Source organism: Streptomyces sp. NBC_00019, assembly GCF_045041015.1.
In the GTDB taxonomy this organism is placed as follows: Bacteria; Actinomycetota; Actinomycetes; order Streptomycetales; family Streptomycetaceae; genus Streptomyces.
Genome location: NZ_CP108302.1, coordinates 7,823,374 through 7,849,196 on the forward strand (window position 1 = coordinate 7,823,374; position 25,823 = coordinate 7,849,196).

General features: G+C 69.9%; 21 protein-coding genes and 1 pseudogene. 14 read left to right on the forward strand and 8 right to left on the reverse strand.

The window, feature by feature from the left end; translation table 11 throughout:
- The gene (locus tag OHU89_RS36765; protein WP_266886960.1) at nt 1–183 is read right to left on the reverse strand and encodes a DUF5999 family protein; all 183 of its coding nucleotides are present in this window, start codon (nt 181–183) and stop codon (nt 1–3) included.
- Nucleotides 184–420: 237 nt separating this feature from the next.
- Between OHU89_RS36765 and OHU89_RS36770 the strand changes: the two are divergent.
- Nucleotides 421–828, forward strand: a pseudogene (locus OHU89_RS36770) (DUF6299 family protein); the annotation flags it as partial.
- A gap of 253 nt (nt 829–1,081) precedes the next feature.
- Here OHU89_RS36770 and OHU89_RS36775 read toward each other — a convergent pair.
- The 3 genes from OHU89_RS36775 to OHU89_RS36785 all read right to left on the reverse strand — a co-directional run bounded on the left by OHU89_RS36775 (nt 1,082) and on the right by OHU89_RS36785 (nt 3,551).
- Nucleotides 1,082–2,611: a UDP-N-acetylglucosamine 1-carboxyvinyltransferase gene (locus OHU89_RS36775; protein ID WP_266886956.1), complete on the reverse strand. Its 1,530-nt coding sequence runs from the start codon at nt 2,609–2,611 to the stop codon at nt 1,082–1,084.
- 74 nt (nt 2,612–2,685) lie between these two features.
- Nucleotides 2,686–2,886 carry a DUF4236 domain-containing protein gene (locus OHU89_RS36780; protein WP_405649262.1) on the reverse strand — a complete coding sequence of 67 codons (201 nt, stop codon included), beginning with the start codon at nt 2,884–2,886 and terminating at the stop codon, nt 2,686–2,688.
- A 38-nt stretch (nt 2,887–2,924) separates the two neighbouring features.
- Nucleotides 2,925–3,551 carry a hypothetical protein gene (locus OHU89_RS36785; RefSeq protein ID WP_405649263.1) on the reverse strand — a complete coding sequence of 209 codons (627 nt, stop codon included), beginning with the start codon at nt 3,549–3,551 and terminating at the stop codon, nt 2,925–2,927.
- A gap of 268 nt (nt 3,552–3,819) precedes the next feature.
- Between OHU89_RS36785 and acnA the strand changes: the two genes are divergently transcribed.
- The 5 genes from acnA to OHU89_RS36810 all read left to right on the forward strand — a co-directional run bounded on the left by acnA (nt 3,820) and on the right by OHU89_RS36810 (nt 10,864).
- Nucleotides 3,820–6,534, forward strand: coding sequence for an aconitate hydratase AcnA (acnA, locus tag OHU89_RS36790; protein ID WP_405649265.1), 2,715 nt, complete (start codon nt 3,820–3,822; stop codon nt 6,532–6,534).
- 153 nt (nt 6,535–6,687) lie between these two features.
- Complete coding sequence (locus OHU89_RS36795) at nt 6,688–7,413, forward strand: response regulator transcription factor (RefSeq protein WP_405649266.1); 726 nt, start codon at nt 6,688–6,690, stop codon at nt 7,411–7,413.
- On the forward strand, nt 7,410–8,906 hold the full coding sequence (locus OHU89_RS36800) for a sensor histidine kinase (protein WP_405649267.1): 1,497 nt from the start codon (nt 7,410–7,412) through the stop codon (nt 8,904–8,906). The genes OHU89_RS36795 and OHU89_RS36800 overlap by 4 nt, the downstream gene beginning before the upstream one ends.
- Before the next feature lie 301 nt (nt 8,907–9,207).
- Nucleotides 9,208–10,290 carry a lytic polysaccharide monooxygenase gene (locus OHU89_RS36805; RefSeq protein ID WP_405649268.1) on the forward strand — a complete coding sequence of 361 codons (1,083 nt, stop codon included), beginning with the start codon at nt 9,208–9,210 and terminating at the stop codon, nt 10,288–10,290.
- Nucleotides 10,291–10,441: 151 nt separating this feature from the next.
- Nucleotides 10,442–10,864 carry a hypothetical protein gene (locus OHU89_RS36810; RefSeq protein ID WP_405649269.1) on the forward strand — a complete coding sequence of 141 codons (423 nt, stop codon included), beginning with the start codon at nt 10,442–10,444 and terminating at the stop codon, nt 10,862–10,864.
- Here OHU89_RS36810 and OHU89_RS36815 read toward each other — a convergent pair.
- Nucleotides 10,843–11,640, reverse strand: coding sequence for a helix-turn-helix domain-containing protein (locus OHU89_RS36815; RefSeq protein ID WP_405649270.1), 798 nt, complete (start codon nt 11,638–11,640; stop codon nt 10,843–10,845). The genes OHU89_RS36810 and OHU89_RS36815 overlap by 22 nt on opposite strands.
- Before the next feature lie 103 nt (nt 11,641–11,743).
- Here OHU89_RS36815 and OHU89_RS36820 point away from each other — a divergent pair, with 103 nt between their 5' ends.
- Nucleotides 11,744–12,487 carry a methyltransferase domain-containing protein gene (locus OHU89_RS36820; protein ID WP_405649271.1) on the forward strand — a complete coding sequence of 248 codons (744 nt, stop codon included), beginning with the start codon at nt 11,744–11,746 and terminating at the stop codon, nt 12,485–12,487.
- A 7-nt stretch (nt 12,488–12,494) separates the two neighbouring features.
- Here the strand turns inward: OHU89_RS36820 and OHU89_RS36825 are convergent, their stop codons facing one another.
- The gene (locus OHU89_RS36825) at nt 12,495–13,085 is read right to left on the reverse strand and encodes an HD domain-containing protein (RefSeq protein ID WP_405649272.1); all 591 of its coding nucleotides are present in this window, start codon (nt 13,083–13,085) and stop codon (nt 12,495–12,497) included.
- 332 nt (nt 13,086–13,417) lie between these two features.
- Here OHU89_RS36825 and OHU89_RS36830 point away from each other — a divergent pair, with 332 nt between their 5' ends.
- A complete protein-coding gene (locus OHU89_RS36830; RefSeq protein WP_405654807.1) occupies nt 13,418–16,639 on the forward strand; it encodes a GH92 family glycosyl hydrolase in 3,222 nt (1,073 codons plus the stop codon).
- Nucleotide 16,640: 1 nt separating this feature from the next.
- Here OHU89_RS36830 and OHU89_RS36835 read toward each other — a convergent pair whose 3' ends face one another.
- Together OHU89_RS36835 and OHU89_RS36840 are read right to left on the reverse strand one after the other, a co-directional pair.
- The gene (locus OHU89_RS36835; protein WP_405649273.1) at nt 16,641–16,853 is read right to left on the reverse strand and encodes a hypothetical protein; all 213 of its coding nucleotides are present in this window, start codon (nt 16,851–16,853) and stop codon (nt 16,641–16,643) included.
- 28 nt (nt 16,854–16,881) lie between these two features.
- On the reverse strand, nt 16,882–17,871 hold the full coding sequence (locus tag OHU89_RS36840) for an acetylxylan esterase (RefSeq protein ID WP_405649274.1): 990 nt from the start codon (nt 17,869–17,871) through the stop codon (nt 16,882–16,884).
- A 227-nt stretch (nt 17,872–18,098) separates the two neighbouring features.
- Between OHU89_RS36840 and OHU89_RS36845 the strand changes: the two genes are divergently transcribed.
- From OHU89_RS36845 to OHU89_RS36870, 6 genes are read left to right on the forward strand one after another with little or no spacing between them, the layout of a single operon-like run.
- The gene (locus OHU89_RS36845) at nt 18,099–19,082 is read left to right on the forward strand and encodes an ABC transporter permease (protein ID WP_405649275.1); all 984 of its coding nucleotides are present in this window, start codon (nt 18,099–18,101) and stop codon (nt 19,080–19,082) included.
- Nucleotides 19,076–19,948, forward strand: a complete 873-nt coding sequence (locus tag OHU89_RS36850) for a carbohydrate ABC transporter permease (protein WP_405649276.1) — start codon at nt 19,076–19,078, stop codon at nt 19,946–19,948. Before OHU89_RS36845 ends, OHU89_RS36850 begins: the two co-directional genes overlap by 7 nt.
- A gap of 37 nt (nt 19,949–19,985) precedes the next feature.
- Complete coding sequence (locus tag OHU89_RS36855) at nt 19,986–21,641, forward strand: extracellular solute-binding protein (RefSeq protein ID WP_405649277.1); 1,656 nt, start codon at nt 19,986–19,988, stop codon at nt 21,639–21,641.
- Entirely contained in the window at nt 21,638–23,149 is a 1,512-nt protein-coding gene (locus OHU89_RS36860) for a GH39 family glycosyl hydrolase (RefSeq protein ID WP_405649278.1), read from the forward strand. Before OHU89_RS36855 ends, OHU89_RS36860 begins: the two co-directional genes overlap by 4 nt.
- Nucleotides 23,146–23,826 (forward strand): hypothetical protein, encoded by a 681-nt coding sequence (locus OHU89_RS36865; protein ID WP_405649279.1) that lies wholly within the window; start codon nt 23,146–23,148, stop codon nt 23,824–23,826. The genes OHU89_RS36860 and OHU89_RS36865 overlap by 4 nt, the downstream gene beginning before the upstream one ends.
- Nucleotides 23,823–25,823: a beta-galactosidase gene (locus tag OHU89_RS36870; protein WP_405649280.1), complete on the forward strand. Its 2,001-nt coding sequence runs from the start codon at nt 23,823–23,825 to the stop codon at nt 25,821–25,823. Before OHU89_RS36865 ends, OHU89_RS36870 begins: the two co-directional genes overlap by 4 nt.

Sequence of the window (25,823 nt, forward strand, 5' to 3'; positions counted from 1 at the left end):
TCAGGCCGCCATGGCCAGTCGCTCGACCGGCCCCACGGCACTCCCGTCCGGCCGCAGCTCACCGGTGTCGTCGAAGACGATCGCCCCGTCGCACAACAGGCTCCACCCCTGCTCGGGATGGGCGGCCACGACGTGCGACGCGGCGGTGTCGGAGGAAGAGCACGAAGGCTGGTGGGAACACATGACGCACCTCCACGTCGGAGGACGATCCCTACGGGTCGTCCCTATGGATAGACCATGCTCCCGCCGAGAACTCATCGGAACGGCCGGACGCCAACCGTGACAACACGCGGACAACACCAGGACCGATCCACGAAGACCGCTGCGGACTCGCCACCGAAGGAGTGACGATCACGCCGGTCGGGGCGCCCGACCGGTACGAGTGGGGGATCCTGTTCCGCTCATTCGGAAGGCATCCCCATGCCCGTACGCCCCGCCCTCGTCCTTGCCGCGCTGCTCCTCCTGGCCGCGGCCCCCACCGCCGCCGCCGACCCCTACGAGACGGTCACCGTCGACCCGGCCGGCAGCATCGCCGCCGACGGCACGGTCACCCTCTCCGGCACCTACCGCTGTCTCGGCAACTCGGGCCCGGTCTTCGTGAGCTCCTCCGTGGGACAGAAGTCCCCGTCCGTCCGCCACGGTATCGGCGGCACCCAGGCCGTCTGCGACGGCGTCGAGCACCGCTGGGAGAACACGGGCAAGCCCTCGCCCGGAGCGCTCGAGCCCGGCACGGCACACGTCGAGGCCACCGTCATGGAACTCGCCCCGCAGGGCGGCCTGCCCCTTCCCCGGTTCCACGCGTCCCGGCAGCAGGACGTCACGCTGACGGCGGCTGACCGCTGGCCGGCTGCTGAGCGCCCACCGCCGGTGAAGCGTGTGCAGTGGCCCCGAACCGCCGTCCGTGAATGGCTCGTTCAGTGACCCGGCGGTGATCTCCCGGAGCCTGCCGAGCCGCTGGCGGACGGCGTCGGGGCGGGTGAACAGGGCGCCGACTGTCCGGTCGAGACGGCGGCCGCGGCGCTCCGAGGCCCGTACGCGAGAACGGCCCCGCGTACGGGGCCGTTCCGTGGTGCCGTCGGGCTCAGATGTCGCGGAAGATCTCGATCTGCGCGCCGACCGAGTTGAGGCGCTCGGCGAGGTCCTCGTAACCACGGTTGATGACGTACACGTTGCGCAGCACGGACGTGCCCTCCGCCGCCATCATCGCCAGCAGCACGACCACGGCGGGTCGCAGGGCCGGCGGGCACATCATCTCGGCGGCGCGCCAGCGGGTCGGGCCCTCGACCAGGACGCGGTGCGGGTCCAGCAACTGGAGGCGGCCGCCGAGGCGGTTGAGGTCGGTCAGATAGATCGCGCGGTTGTCGTAGACCCAGTCGTGGATCAGCGTCTTGCCCTGCGCGGAGGCCGCGATGGCCGCGAAGAACGGGACGTTGTCGATGTTCAGACCCGGGAACGGCATGGGGTGGATCTTGTCGATCGGCGCCTCCAGCTTGGAGGGGCGGACGGTGAGGTCCACCAGGCGCGTACGGCCGTTGTCCGCGACGTACTCGGGCGTACGGTCGTGGTCGAGGCCCATCTCCTCCAGGACCGCCAGCTCGATCTCCAGGAACTCGATCGGCACCCGGCGCACCGTCAGCTCCGACTCCGTCACCACCGCCGCGGCCAGCAGGCTCATCGCCTCGACCGGGTCCTCGGAGGGGGAGTAGTCCACGTCGACGTCGATGGTCGGCATGCCGTGCACGGTGAGCGTGGTGGTGCCGATGCCCTCGACCTTGACGCCGAGCGCCTCCAGGAAGAAACAGAGGTCCTGGACCATGTAGTTGGAGGACGCGTTGCGGATGACGGTGACGCCGTCGTGGCGGGCAGCGGCCAGCAGCGCGTTCTCGGTCACGGTGTCGCCGCGCTCGGTCAGCACGATCGGGCGGTCGGGGGAGATCGAGTGGTCCACCTGCGCGTGGTACAGGCCCTCGGTGGCGGCGATGTCCAGCCCGAACCGGCGCAGCGCGATCATGTGCGGCTCGATGGTCCTCGTACCGAGGTCGCAGCCACCGGCGTACGGCAGTTTGAAGTTGTCCATGCGGTGCAGCAGCGGACCGAGGAACATGATGATCGAGCGGGTGCGGCGGGCCGCGTCCGCGTCGATGGCGCCCATGTCCAGCTCGGCCGGCGGCACGATCTCCAGGTCGACGCCCTCGTTGATCCAGCGGGTGCGCACCCCGATGGAGTTGAGCACCTCCAGAAGGCGGTAGACCTCCTCGATACGGGCGACGCGACGCAGCACCGTGCGCCCCTTGTTGAGCAGCGAGGCGCACAGCAGTGCCACGCACGCGTTCTTGCTCGTCTTGACGTCGATGGCGCCGGAGAGCCGGCGGCCGCCGACGACCCGCAGATGCATCGGGCCCGCGTAGCCCAGGGAGACGATCTCGCTCTCCAGGGCCTCACCGATTCGAGCGATCATCTCAAGGCTGATGTTCTGGTTGCCACGCTCGATGCGGTTCACAGCGCTCTGACTGGTACCGAGAGCTTCTGCCAGCTGCGACTGTGTCCAGCCCCGGTGTTGCCGGGCGTCACGGATGAGCTTGCCGATGCGTACGAGGTAATCGTCTGCCATGGGGATGAGGCTATCTCAGATATGAGATGGCGCATTCCGAGGGGAGCCGTACGGGTGAGGGATCTGATGGTGCGTCAATGCCGCCTGGCGTTACGGGTGCGGCGCCATCCGAAAGGTCCGGGCAAATCCACCGATGTCGTACGACGTCCTGTGCTGCTGCGGGTGTGCTTCGGCCCGTGCCTGCCGCCGCCGGTGGTGATGGACCAGGAGCGCCGGTTGATGTTCAGGCGTACGCCGGGAAGGATCCGGAAACTCTTGCGGAACGTGAGGGGCATCTGTGGCTCCCGTCTGAGTCGCGGAACGTACCTGTCGGTTACCCCGACTTGGCGTACTGATGGCCGAACTCGACGGGCTCTTCGAAGGTGACCGACGTCACCGGTGCGGTGGTGACGAGGTACCGGTGCTGTGACACGAGACCGTCCTCGTTCCGCAACTCCAGCACCCCCGCGTCCGGGCACCGCCAGGTGAGCCGGGTGACGTACTCCCCGGCGGGATGGGCGAGCAGGCTCCACCCCGTCCCGTCGGCGCGCAGCTCGAACTCGGACGTCTCCATCACGCCGTACGCGAAGGGGGAGGAGTCCCAGTGGCCGAACAGCGCTTCGTCCAGCCCGGTGCGCGGGCTTGCGGCGTCCTGTTCGGCGACGCGCCGGGCGGAGGCGACGGCGACCTCGCCGAGGGCGACCACCCGCCGCCCGTGCATGAGCGCCCCGAGCCGCCGCGCCTCGTCCCATGAGCAGGTGAGCTCGATCCCGAGGTAGGGGATGCCGTCCCGGGCGACCCGGTGGAGGTGGAGGCCGGTGGGGCGGGGTTCGGGCGCGCTGTCGAGCGGGACCGGCAGGCCGTCCCGTTGCCGGGCCCGTACGGCGTACGCGTGCAGCGCGGGCCGCAGGGCGGTCAGGATCCCGGGCAGGTCCGCGACGGCGCGATCGGCTCGGTTCACGCCGCGCCGAACGTCGGGTTCGGCCGGATAATCACCGAGTGAGCCTAGCCGTGGGGGACATCACAAACGGAGGCGGGGCATGACCATCCCGCGCCCGTGTACTAGAGTTATCTCGACATCGAGATATCTGCCCAGGCGCACCGCAGCCGCCCGCATCGTCCCTTCGGTGGTAAGGATTACCTAACTTAGCCTTACCTTAGCGGATCGGCCAAGATGCCGTGGCGGCAGGATCGTGGTGAGTACGCGCACATCAATGAAGGAGACTGTCGTGTCGGCGAACAGCTTCGACGCCCGTGCCACGCTGAGCGTGGGCGACGAGTCGTACGAGATCTTCCGGCTGGACCAGGTGGAAGGCTCGGCTCGCCTTCCGTACAGCCTCAAGGTTCTGCTCGAGAACCTGCTCCGTACCGAGGACGGCGCGAACATCACCGCCGACCACATCCGCGCCCTCGGCAACTGGGACTCCCAGGCCCAGCCGTCGCAGGAGATCCAGTTCACGCCCGCCCGCGTGATCATGCAGGACTTCACCGGCGTGCCCTGTGTCGTGGACCTCGCCACCATGCGTGAGGCCGTCAAGGCGCTCGGCGGCGACCCGGCGAAGGTCAACCCGCTCTCCCCGGCCGAGATGGTCATCGACCACTCCGTCATCGCCGACAAGTTCGGCACCAACGACGCCTTCAAGCAGAACGTCGACCTGGAGTACGGCCGCAACAAGGAGCGCTACCAGTTCCTGCGCTGGGGCCAGACCGCCTTCGACGACTTCAAGGTCGTCCCCCCGGGCACCGGCATCGTCCACCAGGTCAACATCGAGCACCTGGCGCGCACGGTCATGGTCCGGGGCGGCCAGGCCTACCCCGACACCCTCGTCGGCACCGACTCGCACACCACCATGGTCAACGGCCTCGGTGTGCTGGGCTGGGGCGTCGGCGGCATCGAGGCCGAGGCCGCGATGCTCGGCCAGCCGGTCTCCATGCTCATCCCGCGCGTCGTCGGCTTCAAGCTGACCGGTGAGCTCACCCCCGGCACCACCGCCACCGACCTCGTGCTCACCATCACCGAGATGCTCCGCAAGCACGGTGTCGTCGGCAAGTTCGTCGAGTTCTACGGTGAGGGCGTCGCCGCCACCTCCCTCGCGAACCGCGCCACCATCGGCAACATGTCGCCGGAGTTCGGCTCCACCGCCGCGATCTTCCCGATCGACGGCGAGACCATCAAGTACCTGAAGCTGACCGGCCGTGACGCCCAGCAGCTCGCGCTCGTCGAGGCGTACGCCAAGGAGCAGGGCCTCTGGCTGGACCCGAAGGCCGAGCCGGACTTCTCCGAGAAGCTGGAGCTCGACCTGTCGACGGTCGTCCCCTCCATCGCCGGCCCGAAGCGTCCGCAGGACCGTATCGTCCTCGCGAACGCCTCCCAGCAGTTCGCCCAGGACGTGCGCAACTACGTCTTGGACGACTCCGAGGCGGGCAAGGAGTCCTTCCCGGCCTCCGACGCCCCGGCCGTCTCCAACGGCGTCCCGTCCAACCCGGTCACCGTGACCGCCCCCGACGGCTCGACCTACGAGATCGACCACGGTGCGGTGACGGTCGCGGCCATCACCTCCTGCACCAACACCTCGAACCCGTACGTCATGGTCGCCGCCGCGCTCGTCGCGAAGAAGGCAGTGGAGAAGGGCCTGACCCGCAAGCCGTGGGTCAAGACCACCCTCGCCCCGGGCTCGAAGGTCGTCACCGACTACTTCGACAAGGCCGGTCTGACGCCGTACCTCGACAAGGTCGGCTTCAACCTCGTCGGCTACGGCTGCACCACCTGCATCGGCAACTCCGGCCCGCTGCCGGAGGAGGTCTCCAAGGCCGTCAACGACCACGACCTCGCGGTCACCTCGGTCCTCTCCGGCAACCGGAACTTCGAGGGCCGTATCAACCCCGACGTCAAGATGAACTACCTGGCCTCCCCGCCGCTGGTCGTCGCGTACGCCCTCGCGGGTTCCATGAAGGTGGACATCACCAAGGACGCCCTCGGTGTCGACCAGGACGGCAAGCCGGTCTTCCTGACCGACATCTGGCCGACCGAGGCCGAGGTCAACGACGTCGTGGCCAACGCCATCGGCGAGGACATGTTCAACAAGTCCTACCAGGACGTCTTCGCGGGCGACGCCCAGTGGCAGGCGCTGTCGATCCCGACCGGCAACACCTTCGAGTGGGACCCGCAGTCGACCTACGTCCGCAAGCCCCCGTACTTCGAGGGCATGACGATGGAGACCACCCCGGTCTCCGACATCACCGGCGCCCGTGTCCTGGCCAAGCTCGGCGACTCGGTCACCACCGACCACATCTCGCCCGCCGGCGCCATCAAGGCCGACACCCCGGCCGGCAAGTACCTCACCGAGCACGGTGTGGAGCGTCGTGACTTCAACTCCTACGGCTCCCGCCGAGGCAACCACGAGGTCATGATCCGCGGCACGTTCGCCAACATCCGCCTGCGCAACCAGCTCGCGCCGGGCACCGAGGGCGGCTACACCCGCGACTTCACCCAGGCCGACGGTCCGGTGTCGTTCATCTACGACGCCTCGCGCAACTACATCGAGCAGGGCACCCCGCTGGTCATCCTGGGCGGCAAGGAGTACGGCTCCGGCTCGTCCCGCGACTGGGCCGCCAAGGGCACCGCGCTCCTCGGCGTCAAGGCCGTCATCACCGAGTCGTACGAGCGCATCCACCGCTCGAACCTCATCGGCATGGGCGTCCTGCCGCTCCAGTACCCGGAGGGCCAGAACGCCGAGACCCTCGGCCTGACCGGCGAGGAGACCTTCTCCTTCACCGGCGTCGAGGAGCTCAACAACGGCACCACGCCGCGCACGGTCAAGGTCACCACCGACACGGGCGTCGAGTTCGACGCGGTCGTCCGCATCGACACCCCCGGTGAGGCCGACTACTACCGCAACGGCGGCATCATGCAGTACGTGCTGCGCTCGCTGATCCGCAAGTAAGCGGACCGGCAGGCCGGCCGAAGGCCGTCGAGGGCCGCATCCCCGGTGACGGGGGTGCGGCCCTTCGCCGTACTCGCGCACGGACGCCCGGATCATCACCCACCCTCAGGCGGAACACAGGATTCCCCCAGCCCACAGGGACAGAATCGGGACATGACTGGCAGCGCTGGGTACCGAAACGGCCGCGTCCGCGTGCTCATCGTCGACGACGAGCCCGCGCTCACCGACGTGCTCTCCGTGGCCGTCGAGGAGGCGGGCTGGAGCGCCTATCCGGCGCTGGACGGACAGAGCGCGCTGAGGACCGCGCGCGGCTGCGCCCCGCACGTCGTCGTCCTCGACGGGATGCTGCCCGACCTGGACGGCCTCCAGGTGCTGCGCCGGCTGCGCTACGAGAACCCGAAGCTGCCCGTCCTCATGCTCACCGCCCGCGATGCCCTGGAACACCGGCTCGACGGCCTGGAGGCGGGCGCCGACGACTACGTCACCAAGCCCTTCTCCCTGGAGGAGGTCGTGCTGCGGCTGCGCGGACTGCTGCGCCGGGCCGGGGCCGAACACGCCCGCGCCGACGAGTCCGTACGCGTCCTCGGCGACCTCGTGCTGACCGAGGAGACCCGCGAGGTGCACCGCGCCGGGACGCCGGTCCGGCTCACCGCCAAGGAGTTCGACCTGCTCACCCTGATGCTGGGCCACCCGCGCCAGGTGCTCAGCAAGGCACAGATCCTCGACCACGTCTGGAGCACCGGCTTCGACGGCGGCGGCAACCTCGTCGAGGTCTACATCTCCAACCTCCGCAGGAAGATAGACAAGGGCCGGGCGCCGATGATCCACACCGTGCGCGGCCTCGGCTACGCCATCCGCCCGGTGGAGGACGGCAGATGACCGCCCGCCGACGCCTGCGCTCCCTGCGCACCCGCCTGCTCGTCTTCATCGGCGTCACCCTGGCCGTCGTCTGCGCGGCGATGGCGCTGACCACGGTCTTCGTCCAACGCACCTATCTGCTGGGCAACTTGGACGACCGCGTCGACAACGCCGCCCAGCGCAGCCTCGGCGGCGCCCGGCTTCACCCCGAACAGGAGAGCAGCCTCGCCTTCCTCATGGAGAGCGGCCACCCGGCCGGCATGCTCGCCGCCCGCCTCGACGACGAAGGCGGCCTCCTCACCGCCGAGGTGGTCGGCCAGGACGCCAGGCCGACGGCCCTGACCGACAGCCAGCGCACCGCCCTCGACGGCATCGCGACGGACGGCTCGACGCACACCGTCACGGTGTCGGGCCTCGGGACCTACCGGATCACCGCGGTCGACAGAGACGGGGTGCGGGTCCTCGTCGGCCTCCCCATGGGCGACGTCCAGCAGATGATCAACGGCCTGGTCGCGGTCGAGGTGGTCGTGGCGGCGGCGGGCCTCGCCGTGGCGGGCTGCGTCTGCGCCGTGGTGATCCGCCGCCAGCTGCGCCCCCTCGGCAGGGTCGCCGCCACCGCGGTCGAGGTCTCCCGCGCACCCCTGGACCGCGGCGAGGTCACCGCCCTCATCAGGGTCCCGGCCGGGGACACCGACCCCGGCAGCGAGGCGGGCCAGGTGGGTGCCGCGCTGAACCGGATGATCGACCACGTGGAGTCCTCACTGTCTGAACGCCAGCGCACCGAGGAACGCATGCGCCGCTTCCTCTCCGACGCCAGCCATGAGCTGCGTACGCCGCTCGCCTCCATCGCGGGCTACGCGGAACTGATGAACCGCGGCACGGACCGGATCGAACCGGTACTGGCCTGGCGCCGGGTCTCCGCCGAGTCGGCGCGGATGACGGGCCTCGTGGAGGACCTGCTCCTCCTGGCCCGGCTGGACGAGGGCCGCCCCCTGCAGTCGGACGAGGTCGATATGGCCGCCCTGGTCGCCGAGGCGGTCTGGGACGCGCGGGCCGCGGGCGGCGACCACGACTGGCAGCTGGAACTGTGCCTCGACGCACCGGCACTGGTCGTCGGCGACGAGTCCCGCCTCCACCAGGTGATCGCCAATCTGCTGGCCAACGCGCGTCTGCACACTCCCGCGGGAACCAGCGTCGTGGCCACGGTGGAGACACGGGGCGCCACCTGCGTCGTACGCATCCGTGACGACGGCCCCGGCATCCCGCCCGCCCTCCTCCCGACGGTCTTCGAACGCTTCACCCGCGCCGACGTCTCCCGCACCCGCGCCGGAGGCCTGGAGGGCGGATCCGGGCTCGGCCTCGCCATCGTCGCCGCGATCACGGCGGCGCACGGCGGACACATTGAGGTGCGGAGCGAGCCCCGCCGCACGGAATTCACCCTGGAACTCCCGCTCGCCGACAGCGCGAGCGGCACGTTGTGCGACGCCAACTCGCCAAGAGGCGCGAGTACTTGAGCCGATGGTGAGGCAATCCGGTTGACCCGGAGCCCCCGTCGGGGCCGGTCCCTTCAGTCTCGAAGACATCCAGCCGGTAACCGCATGAACATCCAGGTCTTCTCCGGCCCTTGACGGCGGCCTCTCGCGCGCCACCCGTTTACAGCCGCCCCCGTTCGCGCTAGCTTCCGCAACAGGCGGGGTGGGAGCGCTCCCACATGGCGGACCGGAACCTGCCCCAGGGAATCCCCCCACCCCGCTCATCCGCACACACGCATCCGCACGGCCCGTACCTCAAGGAACGGACTGGACTGGCATGATCATGACAAAGTCAGCGGCGTCTCCAGGTCGCCGATTAGCCCTGCCCACCCGCGCCAGAGCCCTCTTCCTCGTCCTGGTCTCCCTGCTCGCCACGATCCCGGCCGTCACGCTGGTGATGTCGACCGGCGGTGAGGCGGAGGCCCACGGCACCCCGATGAAGCCCGCCAGCCGCACCTTCCTGTGCTGGCAGGACGGACTGACCGACACAGGCGAGATCAAACCGATCAACCCGGCCTGCAAGAACGCACAGGCGGTCAGCGGCACCACGCCGTTCTACAACTGGTTCTCCGTACTGCGCTCGGACGGCGCGGGGCGCACCCGCGGCTTCGTGCCGGACGGCGAACTGTGCAGCGGCGGCAACACCAACTTCACCGGCTTCAACGCCGCCCGTAACGACTGGCCGTTGACCCATCTCACCTCGGGCGCGACCGTCGACTTCTCCTACAACGCCTGGGCCGCGCACCCGGGTTGGTTCTACGTCTACGTCACCAAGGACGGCTTCGACGCGACCCAGACCCTCACCTGGGACGACATGGAGGACCGGCCCTTCCTCTCCGTCGACCACCCGCCGCTGAACGGCAGCCCGGGCACGGTCGAGGCCAACTACTCATGGTCCGGGCAGCTCCCGGCGAACAAATCGGGCCGCCACATCATCTACATGGTCTGGCAGCGCTCGGACAGCGCGGAGACCTTCTACTCCTGCTCCGACGTCGTCTTCGACGGCGGCAACGGCGAGGTCACCGGCATCCACGAGCCGGGCAACCCGAGCGAGCCGGTGCCGGGCACCTGCACCGCGACCCGGAAGACCACCGGCAGTTGGAGCGGCGGCTACCAGTCCGAGGTGACCGTCACCAACTCCGGCGACGTCCCGATGCTGGGCTGGATGGTCGACTGGACGCTGCCGGGCGGCCAGAAGGTGAACAGCCTCTGGAACGGCAACGCGACGTACAGCGGCCAGGACGTGATGGTCCACAACGCCAACTGGAACGGATCCCTCGCTCCGGGCGCGAGCGCCTCGTTCGGCTACGTCGTCGAAGGCGGCGGCGGAGACACGGCAACGACCCTCCCCTGTCGAGTGGGTTGAGTCGAAGCGGACCCGGTGGGCGTGAGCCGCTGCCCGCCGGGTCCGCGCACCGCCCCATTCCCTGGGGGGAATTGTCGGTCTCCGCGGCACACCGCAGGATCTGGTCGAAGCGACCCGCGCGACCTGCGCGACTGCCGGCAAGGAGACATACATGACCGAGATCGACCCGCAGGACCTGGCCCGCGCCTACATCGCCCAGTGGAACGTCGCGGACGCCGCCGAACGCCGCGCGGCCATCGAGCGGCTGTGGGCCGCGGACGGTACGCACATCCTTCAACCACCCGTGGAGATACGGGAGATCGCGGCGGGTCTCGGCTTCGACCGCACCACCCTGGAAGCCCAGGGGTACGACGCCATCGAGACCCGGGTGACGCGCAGCTACGAGGAGTTCGTCGAGCAGAAGGGGTACACCTTCCGGTCCCGCGCCGACGCGGTACGTCTGCACGGACTGGTCAAGTTCGGCTGGGAGGCGGTGTCCGCCGAGACCGGCGACGTGCTGGGCGGGGGCCTGGAGGTCCTCGTACTCGACGACGACGGCCGGATCAAGGCCGACTACATGTTCCCCGGAGCCTGACCCGCAGCCGCAGCCGCAGCCGCAGCCGCAGCCGCAGCCGCAGCCGCAGCCGCAGCGAGCGCATCCGCCGTCGCCGGGTCGGCCGGCAGGAACGCCTCCAGCTTCAGCTCCGCCAGTGTCACATCGACGGCGGTGGCGAAGGTGGTCACCGTCGTCATCAGGCTCAGCTCACCGTACGAGGACCGCAGACGCAGCGGCACCGCGAACCCCAACAGCCCTGCGGACGCCTCCAGTTCGGGGACGTATGCGGCCAGCTCGGCCCGCAGCTCAGGCTGGTGGTCGAGGCGTACGAGGATGTGGCGGGCCCACTCCGCGAGGTTGAGGATGCGGGGCGCCACGCCGTCGGGATGCAGCGCGAGGCGGTACATGTTGCGCCCCGGACCCACCAGTTCGGCGGCCGCCCCCTCGGTGATCACGTCGAACGCGCTGTTCGCGGCGATCAGCCCACCGCTGCCGTCCACGACCAGCGCCGGATACGGCAGATGCCCGCGCAGGATGTGCTCGATCGCCGTACGCGCGGGCGCGAGCACCGGGTCGTCGAGGGAGCTCTCCGGGTACACGGGCGCGTAACCGGCGGCCAGGAGCAACTCGTTGCGCTCCCTGAGCGGCAGTTCCAGCGACTCGGCCAGGCGTACGACCATCTTCCGCCCGGGCACGGACCGGCCGGACTCGATGAAGCTGAGATGCCGCTGGGTGGTGCCCGCCCGCAGTGCCAGATCGAGCTGGCTCAGATGGCGATGGGTACGGCGTTCACGAAGCGCACTGGGGAAGTCCACGGGCCTGTTGTAACGGGGAGAGCGGGCCGCGGGCCATTCCTCGTGAGGAATCGCGGCGATCGCGCACGGGGAATCGCGGGGAATCGCGGGAATGATGGCCGGCATGGCGACCTACGACACGCTCGGCACGACCTACGCCCGTACCCGGCGGCCCGATCCGCGTATCGCCGCGCGGATCCACGCCGCCCTCGGGAACGTCACGGACGTGATCAACGTGGGAGCGGGCACCGGCTCGTACGAACCGGCGCGGACCGCGCTCGCGGTCGAGCCCAGCAAGGTCATGCTCGCCCAGCGCCCACCGGGATCCGCGCCCGCCGTGCAGGCCGTCGCCGAGCACCTGCCCGTGCGGGACGACGCCGCCGACGCGGTCATGGCACTGCTCACGCTCCACCACTGGACCGACCCGGCGGCCGGAATCGCGGAGCTGCGCCGGGTCGCCCGCCGCCGCGTCGTCGTGCTGACCTGGGACCAGCGTGTGTTCCGCGAGCGGTTCTGGCTGGTGAGGGAGTACTTGCCGGAGGCGGCCGCGTTCGACGACACCCGTGCCATCCCGACCGATCGGCTGGCCGAACTCCTCGGCGGGGCCCGTGAGGAGCCGGTCCCCGTCCCCCACGACTGCACGGACGGCTTCGCCGCCGCGTACTGGCGCCGCCCCCACGCCTACCTCGACGCCCAGGTGCGCGCGGGCGTCTCCCTGCTGTCCCAGCCCGGCGAGGACGCCATCGCGCCGGGCCTGGCCCGCCTCGCGGACGACCTGGCCACCGGCCGCTGGCACACCCGCCATGCCGAACTGCTGACGCGCGACTCCTTCGACGTGGGCTACCGGCTGTTGGTGGCCGACCGCTGACCCCGACTCACACCGGATACGTGCCCTGGAACTCCAGTCGTGCGTCCGCCCCCTCGCCCACGGACGTCAGCAGGTCGTCGAGGTCCAGGAACTCCTCCCACACCGTCCGCCCGCTCACCGCGGCCAGCTCCCTGACGACCAGGTCCTCCAGCTCCGGCACCCGCTTGTTCTTCCAGATCTTGTCGGCGAGGCTCACCAGCAGATCCTCGATGCCGCGGTCCGGCAGGGTCCAGGTGGCGTGGGTGGCGGCGAAGCGGGCCAGGTGGGGGGCTGTGCCGTGGGTGAGGAGCAGCTCGCGGCCGGCGTCCTCGTGGGCCGAGCCCGGGCCGGAGAGTTCGGCGGTGTGGGCCGTCTTGCCGATGTCGTGCGTGGCCGCGCCGAACAGCACGGCGTCATGGTCGAGCTGGAGCATCGGGTGCCGTTGCGACACCCACTCGACGAGCTCGTACGCCACGTCGTGCACCGCCCGCAGATGGGCGGCCAGGCGCGGCGGCGCGTCGAGTTCCCGCAGCAGTTCCGCCGCCCGGTCCGGCAGCGGACGCAGCGGCGGGTCGCCGGGGTCTTTGAGGGCGCGAAGGAGGAGATCGGTGCGAGTCACGCGGACAGGGTAGGCGCGGAGGCCCGCTTCGGGTGCCCGAGTCGCAGCCGCCAGGTGGCCTGTGCGGACCCGGTGGGTATCCCCACCGGGTCCGCGGGCCGGGCAGGCGAACGGGGGGAGTCCCTGCCCGGGTGTCGGTTGGTCTGTGGCGACGCCGTGGTGCGCGATGCCGCGGCGGTACATCGTCCGACAACGTTGTCCAGTGGTCTAAACCTCACTCTACCGCGTCAACGGAAGTCGAAGTCAAGCGAGTTGGAGTTGCCCCGACCGGGTGGTACCTCCGCGTGGCAGAACCCCCCGCCCACCGGCCCGTGGTACGGCTGGCGCACGTGATGTCCCTGATCCTCGCCGCCCTCACGCTCGCCGGCGTGACCCCCACCGCCCCCGCCGTGCCGCCCGAACTCGTCGACGACCCCACGCCGTACGTCGACCCGCTCATCGGCACCAGGAACGGCGGCAACGTCTTCCCCGGTGCCGTCACCCCCTTCGGCATGCTCTCCTGGAGTCCCGAGAACACTTGGGGCGACGCCACCCGCACGGCAGCGCCCGGCGGCTACCACCACGACGCCACCCGCATCCGGGGCTTCAGCCTCACCCACATGTCCGGCACGGGCTGCGCGGGCGGCAGCGGCGACATCCCGTTCTTCCCGTACGCCGGTGAGGTCACCACCTCGCCCGCGAGCGACACCAAGGACGCGGTGTACGCCGCCGATTTCAGCCACGGCGACGAGACCGCCGAGCCCGGCCACTACGAGGTCGCCCTCGCGTCCGGCGTCACGGCCGACCTGACCGCCACCACCCGCACCGGCTCGGCCCGCTTCACCTACCCGGACGGCAAGCCGGCCTCGCTGCTGATCCGTACCGCCAACTCCGAGGTGGGCTCGACCGATTCACGGATCGAGATCGACCCGGCCGGCCGCACGGTCTCCGGGTCCGTCACCTCCGGGAACTTCTGCGGTCACCTCGACCCCGAAGGCCGACGCGCCTACTACACCCTCCACTTCACGGCTCACTTCGACCGCGCCTTCAAGGCGACGGGCACATGGGAGGACGCCCGCCTCGCTCCCGGGTCCCGGAAGGCGTCCGGCGGCACCGGCGGTTTCGCGAACGAAGGACGGCCCGTCGCGGGCAAGGGCGCGGGCGGCTACGTCGAGTTCGCGCCCGGCGCCGGTCCTGTGAACGTCAAGGTCGGCATCTCCTACGTCAGTCGCGAGGGCGCCGAGGCGAATCTGGCGGCGGAGAACCCGTCGTACCGCACTTTCGACGACGTACGAAAGGCCGCCCGCGGCGCCTGGCGCGACCGGCTGGACGCGATCCGGGTCGGCGGCGGCACGGACGCCGAGCGCACCACCTTCTACACCGCGCTCTACCACTCCCTCCTCCACCCGAACGTCATCAGTGACGTCGACGGCCGATACCGCGGCGCCGACGCCGAGGTGCACACCACCGCCCGCGGAGCCCAGTACGGCACCTTCTCCGGCTGGGACGTCTACCGCGACCAGGTGCAGCTGCTCACCCTGCTGGAGCCGGACACCGGCTCCGACATCGCCCAGTCCTTGTACGAACTGGCCGAGCAGAACGGCGGTATCTGGGACCGCTGGCTGCACGGCGCGAGCGGCACCCATGTCATGAACGGGGACCCGTCGCCCATCGCCCTGGCCGGTATCCACGCCTTCGGCGGCACGGACTTCGACGTGCGCGGTGCGCTCGCCTCGCTGGTGAAGGCAGCGACCGTGCCGACCGGGCAGGACCTGTCGTCCGCCGGGCGGCCGGCGCTGTCCGTCGGCCAACGCCCGTCCCTGGACGCATACTTGGAGCATCACTACATGCCGTCCGTCTCCAACGCCTGGGGCGGTGCGGCCGAGACGCTGGAGATGTCCGGCGCCGACTTCGCGCTCTCCCAACTGGCCGCCGTGGCAGGGGAGAAGAGCATGGCGGCCGACTTCGCCGGACGTTCCCAGTGGTGGCAGAACAGCTTCAACCTGGCGGCCGACCCCGGCGGCGGCTACATCGCCGACCGCCACGCCGACGGCAGCTGGGTCACCGGCTTCACCCCGGGCACGGGCAAGGGATTCGTCGAGGGTACGGCGGCGCAGTACACCTGGATGGTCCAGCACAACCCGGCCGGGCTCTTCGCCGCGATGGGCGGCAGGGGCGAGGCGGTGGCGCGGCTCGACGGCTTCTTCCGTGACGAGGACGGCGGTTGGGCCCTGACCGGCAGTGGCGGGGAGAAGTCCGAGCTGGACAACGAGCCGTCGATCAACGTCCCCTACCTGTACGCCTACGCGGGCGCCCCGTACAGGACGCAGGAGACCGTCCGCGCCGCGATGAGGCAGCTCTGGTCGACGCAGCCGGGCGGCATCCCCGGCAACGACGACCTCGGTGCGATGTCGGCCTGGTACGTCTTCTCGGCGCTCGGCATGTATCCGCAGGTCCCCTCGCGGGCCGAACTCGTCCTCGCCTCACCGCTGTTCCCGCGGATCGAGATCGACCGGCCGGGCGGCAACGACATCTCCGTCGGCGCAGAGGGCGCCGCCGCCGACGCGCCGTACATCCACTCCCTGAAGGTCAACGGCGACGCGAGCAACCGCCCTTGGCTCCCGGCCGCCTTCGTCCGGGACGGCGGCCAGCTGGACTACACGCTCTCCGGCACCCCGGACCGGGCCTGGGGCACCGCCTCCGAGGACGCCCCGCCGTCCTTCCGCGAGGGCGAGCAGCCGTACCAGATCGGTGTCGGCCCGACCACGGCGACGCTCGCCCCGGGCGGCAGCACGAAAGTCGGCATCAAAGCCCTGCCGATGAGCGGGGGCGAGGTGCGCTTCCGCGTGGAGACACCCGAGGGCATCACCGCGACTCCCGCCGAGGGCAGGGTCGTCGAGGGAACACGGGAGATCGTGCTGACGGCCGACAAGGACATCGAGCAGGGCTTCTACGACGTGAAGGTCGCCGTGACCTCCTACGTCCAACCCGTGGCCCTGACCGTCGCCGCGCCCGGCACCCTCCTCGCCGCCTACAACGGCACCGGCATCTCGGACGACTCCGGTGACCACACCGAGGCCGACTTCGACGGCGGCGGCTGGAGCTACTCCCGTCAGGCGCTGGCCGCGGCGGGGCTGACGCCGGGTGCGCGGGGCACGGTCGGCGCTCTGGCCTTCACCTGGCCGGACTCGCCGAGCGGGCGGCCGGACAACGCCTCGGCCGCGGGGCAGACCCTGCAACTGGACGAGCCAGTGAGCCAGTTGTCCCTCATCGGCAGCGCGGTCTTCGGCAACCGGCAGTCCAAGGCCACCGTCACCTACACCGACGGCACCACCGACACGACCGACGTCTCCTTCACCGACTGGACGCGGGGCGGGGGCGGCGGCAGCGTCCGGTACGGCAACGAGGTCGTCGCCGAGGCCGCGTACCGGAACATCGCTGGAGGCGGAAGGGATCCGGTCGCGACGTACGTCTTCGCCACCGAGCCGTTCACCGCGCCAGAAGGGAAGCGCATTGCGAGCCTGCGGCTGCCGGACGATGCGCGGCTGCACGTGTTCAGCCTCGCCGTCGGTTGACCTACGGGTCGGCGCGGGAGACGAGCTCGACGGTGAGGGGCTCGGTCGAGTGCGGATCGATGACGAACCCCTGGCCCTCCTCCTCGGCCCACGGCCAGACGATGAAGGCATGACCGCCCGCGACCCTGGCCACCTTCGCGGGGGTCCACGGGCAGGTCACACGCAGAATGTCGCCCACGCGGTGCTCGGGGCCTTCGGTCACTGGCTTCTCCACCCGCGCATCGTAGGACGTCAGCCCTCCGTCAGCCCTCCCACGTCCGGTGCAGCCAGTCCAGTTGCCGGCGCACCTGCACCGCGTCCCCGCCCTCGTGCCCGTTGTACGGATAGGCGTGGATCTCGGTGCGCGGGTCGGCGCCGGACAACTCGGCGTAGCGGTTGAAGGCGGCGTACGCCCCGCTCGGCGGGCAGACCGTGTCGCGCAGGCCCACCCCGAAGTGGGCCGGGGCGTGGGCGCGGCGGGCGAAGGAGATGCCCTCCATGTAGGCGAGCGTGCGGTGGGCGGCCTGCTCGGAGCCGCGGTGGACGGAGAGGTACGCGGTGATCTCGCCGTAGGGACTCGCGTCGGTGAGATCCAGGGCGCGGCGGATGCCGCACAGGAAGGGCGCGGTCACCAGCGCCGCCGCCAGGTCCGGGACGAGCCCCGCGACGGCCAGCGCGAGGCCGCCGCCCTGGCTGTTGCCGGCCGCCGCGACGCGTCCGGCGTCCACCCCGGGCAGCTCACGGACGGCCGCGACCGCGCGTACCGCGTCCGTGATGAGGCGCCGGTAGTGGTAGTCGTGCGGGGCGAGGAGACCGCGTACCGCCGGGCCCGGGCCGCCGGGCGTCTGTGCGTGTGGGTCGGGGGTCCGGCCGCCGTTGCCGTACTGGTCGCCCTGGCCGCGGTTGTCCATCAGCAGATGGGCGTATCCGGCGTTCACCCAGGTCAAGCGCTCGTGGGGGAGGCCGCGGCCGCGGCCGTAACCGGCGAACTCGACCACTGTGGGCAGGGGTTCGGACACGCCCGCCGGTCTGCTGAACCACGCGCGCACCGGGTCGCCCGCGAAGCCCCGGAAGGTGACGTCCCAGGTCTGCGTCAGACGCAGTCCGGTCTCCACCGGCCGGACCGACACCAACACCTCGGGCTGAGCCGCCTCCTTGAGGGTCTCGTGCCAGAACCCGTCGAAGTCGGCGGGCTCTTCGGGGAGCGGGCGGTGGTGCACCAGTTCCGTCAGCGGCAGGTCGAACGCGGGCACGGGGCACCTCGCAGGAGTCGGACAGCAGAGGGAAACTTGCGGAGATCAATGGGCCGGTTTTCCGTGTTCTACCCCGCGTGCATGGGACTTCAACTCCGCGCGCCTGTCTCAGAAGCCCGCTGCATCACCCATTGACAGCGCTTTCCGAGTGCCTTTAGGTTGCCGCGAAGTTACCGGTAAGAGCTCGAAAGTTTCGGTTCAACTCCCCCCTCCTGAGAGGACCGAGCATGAGCACCTCCACCAAGTCGGCCTCTCCGCCTGGCATCCAGGGCCCACCGGAGCCCGACCCACCGCCTCCGCCCTCCGCCCGCGTCCCCTGGAGACGGGCACTGCGCCGCGACTGGCAGCTGTACTCGCTGGCGCTGCTGCCGCTGCTGTTCTTCCTGGTCTTCCGCTATCTGCCGATGCTCGGCAACGTGATCGCGTTCCGGCGCTTCCAGCCCGGCGGCTCGATCTTCGGCGAGCAGTGGGTGGGCCTGCGCTACGTCGAGATGTTCCTCAGCGATCCCACCTTCTGGCAGGTGTTCCGCAACACCCTGTGGATCGGCGGGCTCACCCTCGTCTTCTGCTTCCCCATCCCGATCGTGCTGGCCCTGCTGCTGAACGAGGTGCGACGGCGTTCCCTGAAGCGCTTCGTGCAGTCGGTGTCGTATCTCCCGCACTTCCTGTCGATGGTGATCGTCGCCGGCATCACCATGCAGATGCTCGCCACGGACGGCGCGGTCAACCACGTCCTGGGCTGGTTCGGCCACGACCCGATCCGGTTCATCCAGGAACCCGAGTGGTTCCGCACGATCTACGTCGGCTCCGAGATCTGGCAGACCGCCGGCTGGGGCACGATCCTCTACCTGGCCGCGCTCACCACCATCGACGAGGACCTGTACGAGGCCGCCCGTATCGACGGCGCCAACCGCTGGCAGCAGATCTGGCACGTCACGCTGCCCGGCATCCGCCCCACCATGATCACGCTGCTGATCCTCAACATCGGCACGTTCCTCGCGGTCGGCTTCGAGAAGGTCCTGCTGCTCTACAACGCGCTGACGTATCCGACCGCCGACGTGATCTCCACCTACGTCTACCGGACCGGTGTGGAGTCCAGCAGCTTCAGCTACGCCGCCGCCATCGGACTGTTCGAGGCGATCATCGGCCTGGTGCTGATCGTGTCCGCGAACCAGCTCTCGCGCCGCACAGTGGGGACCAGCCTGTGGTGAAGCCGAGCCGTTCCTACCGGGTCTTCCAGGGCGTCAACGGGGTGGTCCTCAGCCTCGTCGTGCTGGTGACCCTGTACCCCTTCGTCAACATCGTCGCCCGGTCCTTCAGCGGGGAGCGGCAGATCCGGGCCGGTGAAGTCACCTTGTGGCCCAAGGGGTTCAACCTCACCACGTACAAGATCGTGTTCCAGGACTCGATGTTCTGGCGCAACTACGGCAACACGGTGTTCTACACGGTCGTGGCGACCGCCGTGGCCATGGCCCTGACGACCTGTTACGCGTACGTCCTGTCGAAGAAGCAGCTCAAGGGGCGCACCGCACTCGTCGGCATCGCCGTCTTCACCATGTTCTTCACCGGTGGCCTCATCCCGCAGTACGTCCTGATCACCAGTCTCGGACTGAAGAACAGTGTGTGGGCGATCGCGCTGCCCAACGCGATCAGCGTCTTCAACCTCCTGGTGATGAAGGCCTTCTTCGAGAGCCTGCCGACCGAACTGGAGGAGGCCGCGCAGATCGACGGTCTGAGCACCTACGGCATCCTGTTCAGGATCGTGCTGCCGCTGTCCAAGGCGGTCGTCGCGACGATGGTGCTCTTCTACTCCGTGTCCTTCTGGAACTCCTGGTTCAGCGCGTTCCTCTACATGGACAGCACCGATCTGATGCCGGTCACCGTCTATCTGCGCAACCTCATCCAGGGCGCCACCGGAGGCTCCAACGCCGGAGCCGGCACGGAACAGCTCAGCCAGGTCGGGGCGAACATCCAGGCGGTCACCATCGTGCTCACCGCGCTGCCGATCCTCTGCGTGTACCCGTTCGTCCAGCGCTACTTCGTCTCGGGCGTGATGCTCGGCGCGGTCAAGGGCTGACGCTCACTCAATTCACCTACGGAACAAGGGAGTATCCGTGAGGAACGAAGGGCAGCTGTCGCGGCGTCAGATCCTGGCGGCCGCAGGTTTCATCGGACTCGCCGGCCTCACCGGGTGCGGCAGCGGCGACGACGGCGGGGACAGCAAGGACCTCTCCAAGAAGCAGAACGGCGCCATGAAGGAGTACCGCGCCGGCCAGCAGTTCAAGGCCGCGAAGCCGCTGTCCTTCTCGATGCTGCACAACAACAACCCGGTCTACCCGACGAAGAGCGGCTGGCTGTTCTGGAAGGAGGTCACCAGGCGCACCGGGATCACCATCAAGCCGGTCGACGTCCCGCTGGCGGACTACGAGAAGAAGCGCAGCGTCCTCATCGGTGCGGGCGACGCCCCCTTCCTGATCCCGAAGACGTACCACCCGGGCGAGGTCGCCTTCGTGTCCTCCGGCGCGATCCTCCCGGTCAGCGAGTACGTGCACCTGATGCCCAACTACCAGCACAAGGTGAAGAAGTGGCAGCTGGAGCCCGAGCTGGACTCCATACGCCAGTCCGACGGCAAGTACTACCTGCTGCCCGGCCTGCACGAGAAGGTCAAGTCCGGCTACTCGCTGTCCTTCCGCACCGACATCCTCGACAAGCACGGTCTGACCCTGCCCGCCAGCTGGGACGAGGTGTACGACGTCCTGAAGGCGCTGAAGGCGGAGTACCCCGACAAATACCCCTGGACCGACCGCTGGAGCACTAACACCCCCTTCCCGTGCGGCGCGCTGTTCGGCTATCTCGGCCAGGCGTACGGGGTCAAAGCGGGCTGGTCGTACAACAACATCACCTTCGACACCAAGGCGCAGAAGTTCGTCTTCAACGCGGCGACGGACGCCTACCGCCAGATGGTCGAGTACCTGAGGAAGATCGTCACCGAGAAGCTGCTCGATCCGGAGAGCTTCACCCAGCAGGACGACCAGGCCGTGCAGAAGCTGCTGGCCGAGAAGTCCTATGCGATCAGCGCCAATCCGCAGGAGCTGGTGCAGAACTACCGCTACAACCTGGAGAAGCAGGTCAAGGGCGCGAAGATCGAGATGGTGCCGGTGCCCCTCGGACCGGCGGGCCCGGTGGTGCTGGGCGGCACCCGGCTGGAGAACGGCGTCATGGTCTCCAGCAAGGCGCTCAAGGCCGACACCTTCGTCGCGATGATGCAGTTCGTGGACTGGCTCTGGTACTCCGACGAGGGCCAGAAGTTCTGCAAGTGGGGTGTGGAGGGCACCACTTACACGGAGTCCGGCGGCCAGTACAAGCTGGAGCCCGGCATCACCCTCATGGGCTCCGACCCGGACGCCCCGAAGGACCTCCAGAAGGACTTCGGCTTCTTCAACGGCGTCTTCACCTACGGCGGCAGCTGGGCCCTGGTCTCCTCCAACTTCAGCCCGGACGAGAAGAAGTTCCAGGACGCCATGGCCGAGCGCACCGAGCTTCCCATCGACCCCGCCCACCCCCTGCAGTCCGTCGAGCAGGAGCAGGCGACCCTCTGGGAGACACCGCTCAAGGACACCGTCATCCAGAACACCCTCCAGTTCGTCCTCGGCAAGCGCCCGATGTCCGAATGGGACGACTACGTCAGCGAGTTGAAGTCGAAGAACATGCAGCAGCTCGTCGACCTCCACAACAAGGCGTACGAACGGTTCAAGAAGGAGAACGGGTGATCCGCGTCCCGATCGAGGGCACCGGCCGGTTCCCCGATGCCTGGCGCCACTGCGTCGGCACCGGCCGCGTCGAACTCGCCCTGCGCCGGGACTACCAGGACTCGCTGAAGCTCCTCCAGGACGAGATCGGCTTCCGGTACATCCGGGGGCACGGGCTGCTGAGCGACGGCCTGGGCGTCCATCGGCCCTACGAGTGGGAGGGCGCCCGGCGCGTCCACCACTCGTTCACCTACGTCGACCAGGTCGTCGACGCCTACCTGGCGCTCGGTATCCGTCCCTTCCTCGAACTCGGCTTCATGCCCGCGGGGTTGGCGTCGGGCGAGCGGACGGTGTTCTGGTGGCGGGGCAATGTCACCCCGCCCCGCTCGCACCAGGAGTGGGCGGCGCTCGTGAGAGCGACCCTCGCCCACCTCGTCGACCGCTACGGCCTCGACGAGGTCCGCACCTGGCCCATAGAGGTGTGGAACGAGCCCAACCTCCCCGACTTCTGGGAGGGCGCGGACGAGAAGGCCTACCACCGGCTGTACGAGGTGACCGCCCGGGCGGTGAAGGAGGTGGACGCGTCCCTCCGGGTCGGGGGTCCGGCCCTCTCGCCCGGCGCCGACGACTGGCTGGACCGCTTCGCCGAGTTCGTCGAGCGGCACGACGTCCCCGTCGACTTCGTGTCGAAGCACGCCTACACCTCCGGGCCCGCCCAGCACGTGCCGTTCGGCGTGCACCAGACGCTGGGTCCCGCGCAGGGCCTGATCGACCAGTTCGCCACCCCCCGCGAGCGACTGAAGGGCACCCGGCTGGCCGAACTGCCCGTCCACATCACGGAGTTCAACTCCTCCTACCGCCCTGACAACCCGGTCCACGACACCGCCTTCCACGCCGCGTACCTGGCCCCCGTGCTGGCGTCGGGCGGCGACCACGTGGACTCCTTCTCGTACTGGACGTTCAGCGACATGTTCGAGGAGGCCGGCCCGCCGACCGCGCTCTTCCACGGCGGCTTCGGCCTGCTCACCCACCGACAGGTGAAGAAGCCGACGTACCACCTGTACGCGTTCATGGCCCGGATGGGCGACGAGCTCCTGCGGCGCGGCGACGACCACCTGGTCACCCGGCACCCGGACGGCCGGGTCACGGTCCTCGCGTGGGCGCCGGTCGACGCGAGCGGCGAGACACTCGGGCCGTCGCAGCACCGGCTGCGGCTGTCCGTACCGGTGGAGGGGGCCGGGGAGGCGTTCGTGCGCCGGTCCGGCGTGGACGAGGAGCACGGCAACGCGCGCACGGCCTGGCAGCGGATGGGCAGCCCCCGCTCACCCCGGCCGGACCAGCTCGACGTTCTCCGTGAAGCGGCCGAACCCGCCCGGCGGCATCTGCGGCTGCCGGTGGAGGACGGCCGGGTGGGCCTGGATCTGACGCTGAGCCGCCACGAGGTGACCCTCGTCGAGGTCAGCGCGGTCGTGGACGAGGCACCGCCCTGGACGGACGAGCGGAGACTGCTCGGAAGGGAGGCGCGATGAGCACCCCGTCCACCGCCTTCGGCATCGGCCCCCTCTCCCGGGCCGCCGCCCTCATCCACACCCTCGTCACGGTCGAGGCCCTCCTCCTGGTCGCGGCCGCCCCCGGCCTGGCCGGCCTCTTCCTGCTCGGCCCCGACCCCTCCAACATCCCCCTCGCCGCCCTCTGCCTGCTCCCGTTCGGCCCCGCCTGCGCCGCCGCCCTCTATGCCCTGCACCACCGCGACCGCGACCTCACCGACCTCCACCCGGCCCGCACCTACTGGCGCGGCTGGCGGCTCAACGCGTTCCCCGTCCTGAAACTGTGGACGCCCCTGCTCACCTGGCTCACGGTCATCGCCTTCACGCTCACCCACTTCTCCGCGACCGGCCTGCCCGGCTGGTGGGCGGTGCTGCTCGCGGCGATCGGCCTCGGCTCCCTCCTCTGGGGAGCCCACGCACTCGTCCTGACCTCCCTCTTCAGCTTCCGGGCCCGCGACACCGCCCGCCTCGCCGGCTACTTCCTCTTCCGGCACGGCCGCGCCACCCTCGCCAGCGCCTCGCTGCTCGTCCTGACCGCCGCGGGGACCGCCCTGCTCACCGAGGCCCTGCCCGCCCTGCTGGCCGCCCCGCTGCTGCTGTCCCTGCTGCACGGCGGCCGCCCGGTGATCGCCGAGACCCAGGAGGACTTCACCGTATGAGTCGCAAGATCCGGTACGGCGGCGACTACAACCCCGAGCAATGGCCGCAGTCCACCTGGGACGAGGACCACCGGCTCTTCACCCGGGCCGGCATCGACACCCTCACCGTCGGCGTCTTCTCCTGGTCGCTCACCCAGCCCGCCGAGGACACCCACGACTTCACCGTCCTGGACCGGATCCTCGACCGTGCCGCCGCCGAGGGCCGCCAGATCTGCCTCGCCACCGGCACCGCCGCCCTCCCGCCCTGGCTCGCCAAGAAGTACCCCGAGGTCAACCGCACCGACTTCGAGGGCCGCCGCCACCGCTACGGCCAGCGCCACAACTTCTGCCCCAGCTCACCGGCGTACCGCCGCCTCTCGACGGCTGTGGCCGCCCGGCTGGCCGAACGGTACGCCGAGCACCCGGCGTTGCTCGCCTGGCACATCAACAACGAGTACGGCGGCGCCTGTTACTGCGAGCACTGCGCCGAGGCCTTCCGCGAGTGGCTCAGGACCGAATACGTCACCCTTGACGCCCTCAACGACGCCTGGTGGACCACCTTCTGGTCGCACCGCTACACCGACTGGGCCGAGATCGAACCCCCCAGCGCCCTCACCGAGCACTGGCGCGGCCCCGACCACACCGCCTTCCAGGGCACCACCCTCGACTACTTCCGCTTCACCACCGACGCCCTCCTCGGCTGCTTCCTCGCCGAGAAGGAGGTGATCCGCGCCCACGACCCGCGGACCCCCGTCACCACCAACTTCATGGGCATGTTTCGCCCCCTCGACTACCACCGCTGGGCCCCGCACCTCGACTTCGCCTCCTGGGACAGCTACCCGCCCCTCGACGCCCCGCCGACCTGGCCCGCCCTGGCCCATGACCTGATGCGCGGCCTGAAGGACGGCGCCCCGTTCTGGCTGATGGAGCAGACGCCGTCCACGACCGCGTGCCGGGACGTCAACCCCCTGCGTCGCCCCGGGGAGTTGAGGCTGGCCACGTTCCAGGCCATCGCCCATGGCGCCGACGCGGCCCTCTACTTCCAGATGCGCGCCTCCCGTGGTGCCTGCGAGAAGTACCACGGCGCGGTCATCGGTCACGCGGGCCGCGACGACACCCGGGTCTTCGGCGAAGTGGCCGAGTTGGGAAGGGAGTTGGAGGCGCTGGGTGACTCCACGCTCGGCGCCCGCACCCCCGCCCGCACCGCCCTGGTCTTCGACTGGGACAGCTGGTGGGCCCTGGAGATCTCCGACGGCCCCTCCCGGCTGGTCAAGTACCAGGAGGTGGTCCACGCCTACTACCGCGCCGCCCGCGAGGCCGGTGCCGACGTGGACGTCGTCCCGCAGACCGCCGACCTGACCTCCTACGACGTGGTGCTCGCCCCCGTCCTGCACCTGGTCAAGGGCGACCTCGCCGAGCGCCTGGAAGCGGTCGCCGCACGCGGCGGCACCGTACTGACGACGTTCCTCTCGGGGCGCGGCGACCAGTACGACCGGGCGTTCCTCACCGACGTACCGGGCCCGCTCGCGCCCCTGATGGGCGTGCGGATCGACGAATGGGACTCCCGGCAACCGGAGTTCACCCAGCCCGTACCCGAGCTGGGGTCGCAAGCCCGCCTCGTCTTCGAGATCGTCCAACTGCGCGGCGCCGAGCCGGTCGCCACCTACGGCACCGACTTCTACGCGGGCACCCCCGCCGTCACCCGCAACGCGTTCGGGGAGGGCGAGGCCTGGTACGTCGCCACCGCCCTCGACCAGCCCGGCGTCGACGAGGTGGTCCGCCGCGTCCTCGCCCGCCACGACCTGCTCGGCCCCTACGCCGACCACCCGGCCGTCGAGACAGCGGCCCGGATCGCCCCCGACGGCACGCGCCTCCTCTTCCTCCTCAACCACACCTGCGAACCGGCCCGCCTCACCGCCCACACCACCGCCACCGACCTGCTCACCGGCAAGCGGATCGAGAAGGGCGAGCCCCTGACCCTCGACCCGCTGGGCACGGCGATCCTGCGGATCCAGTAG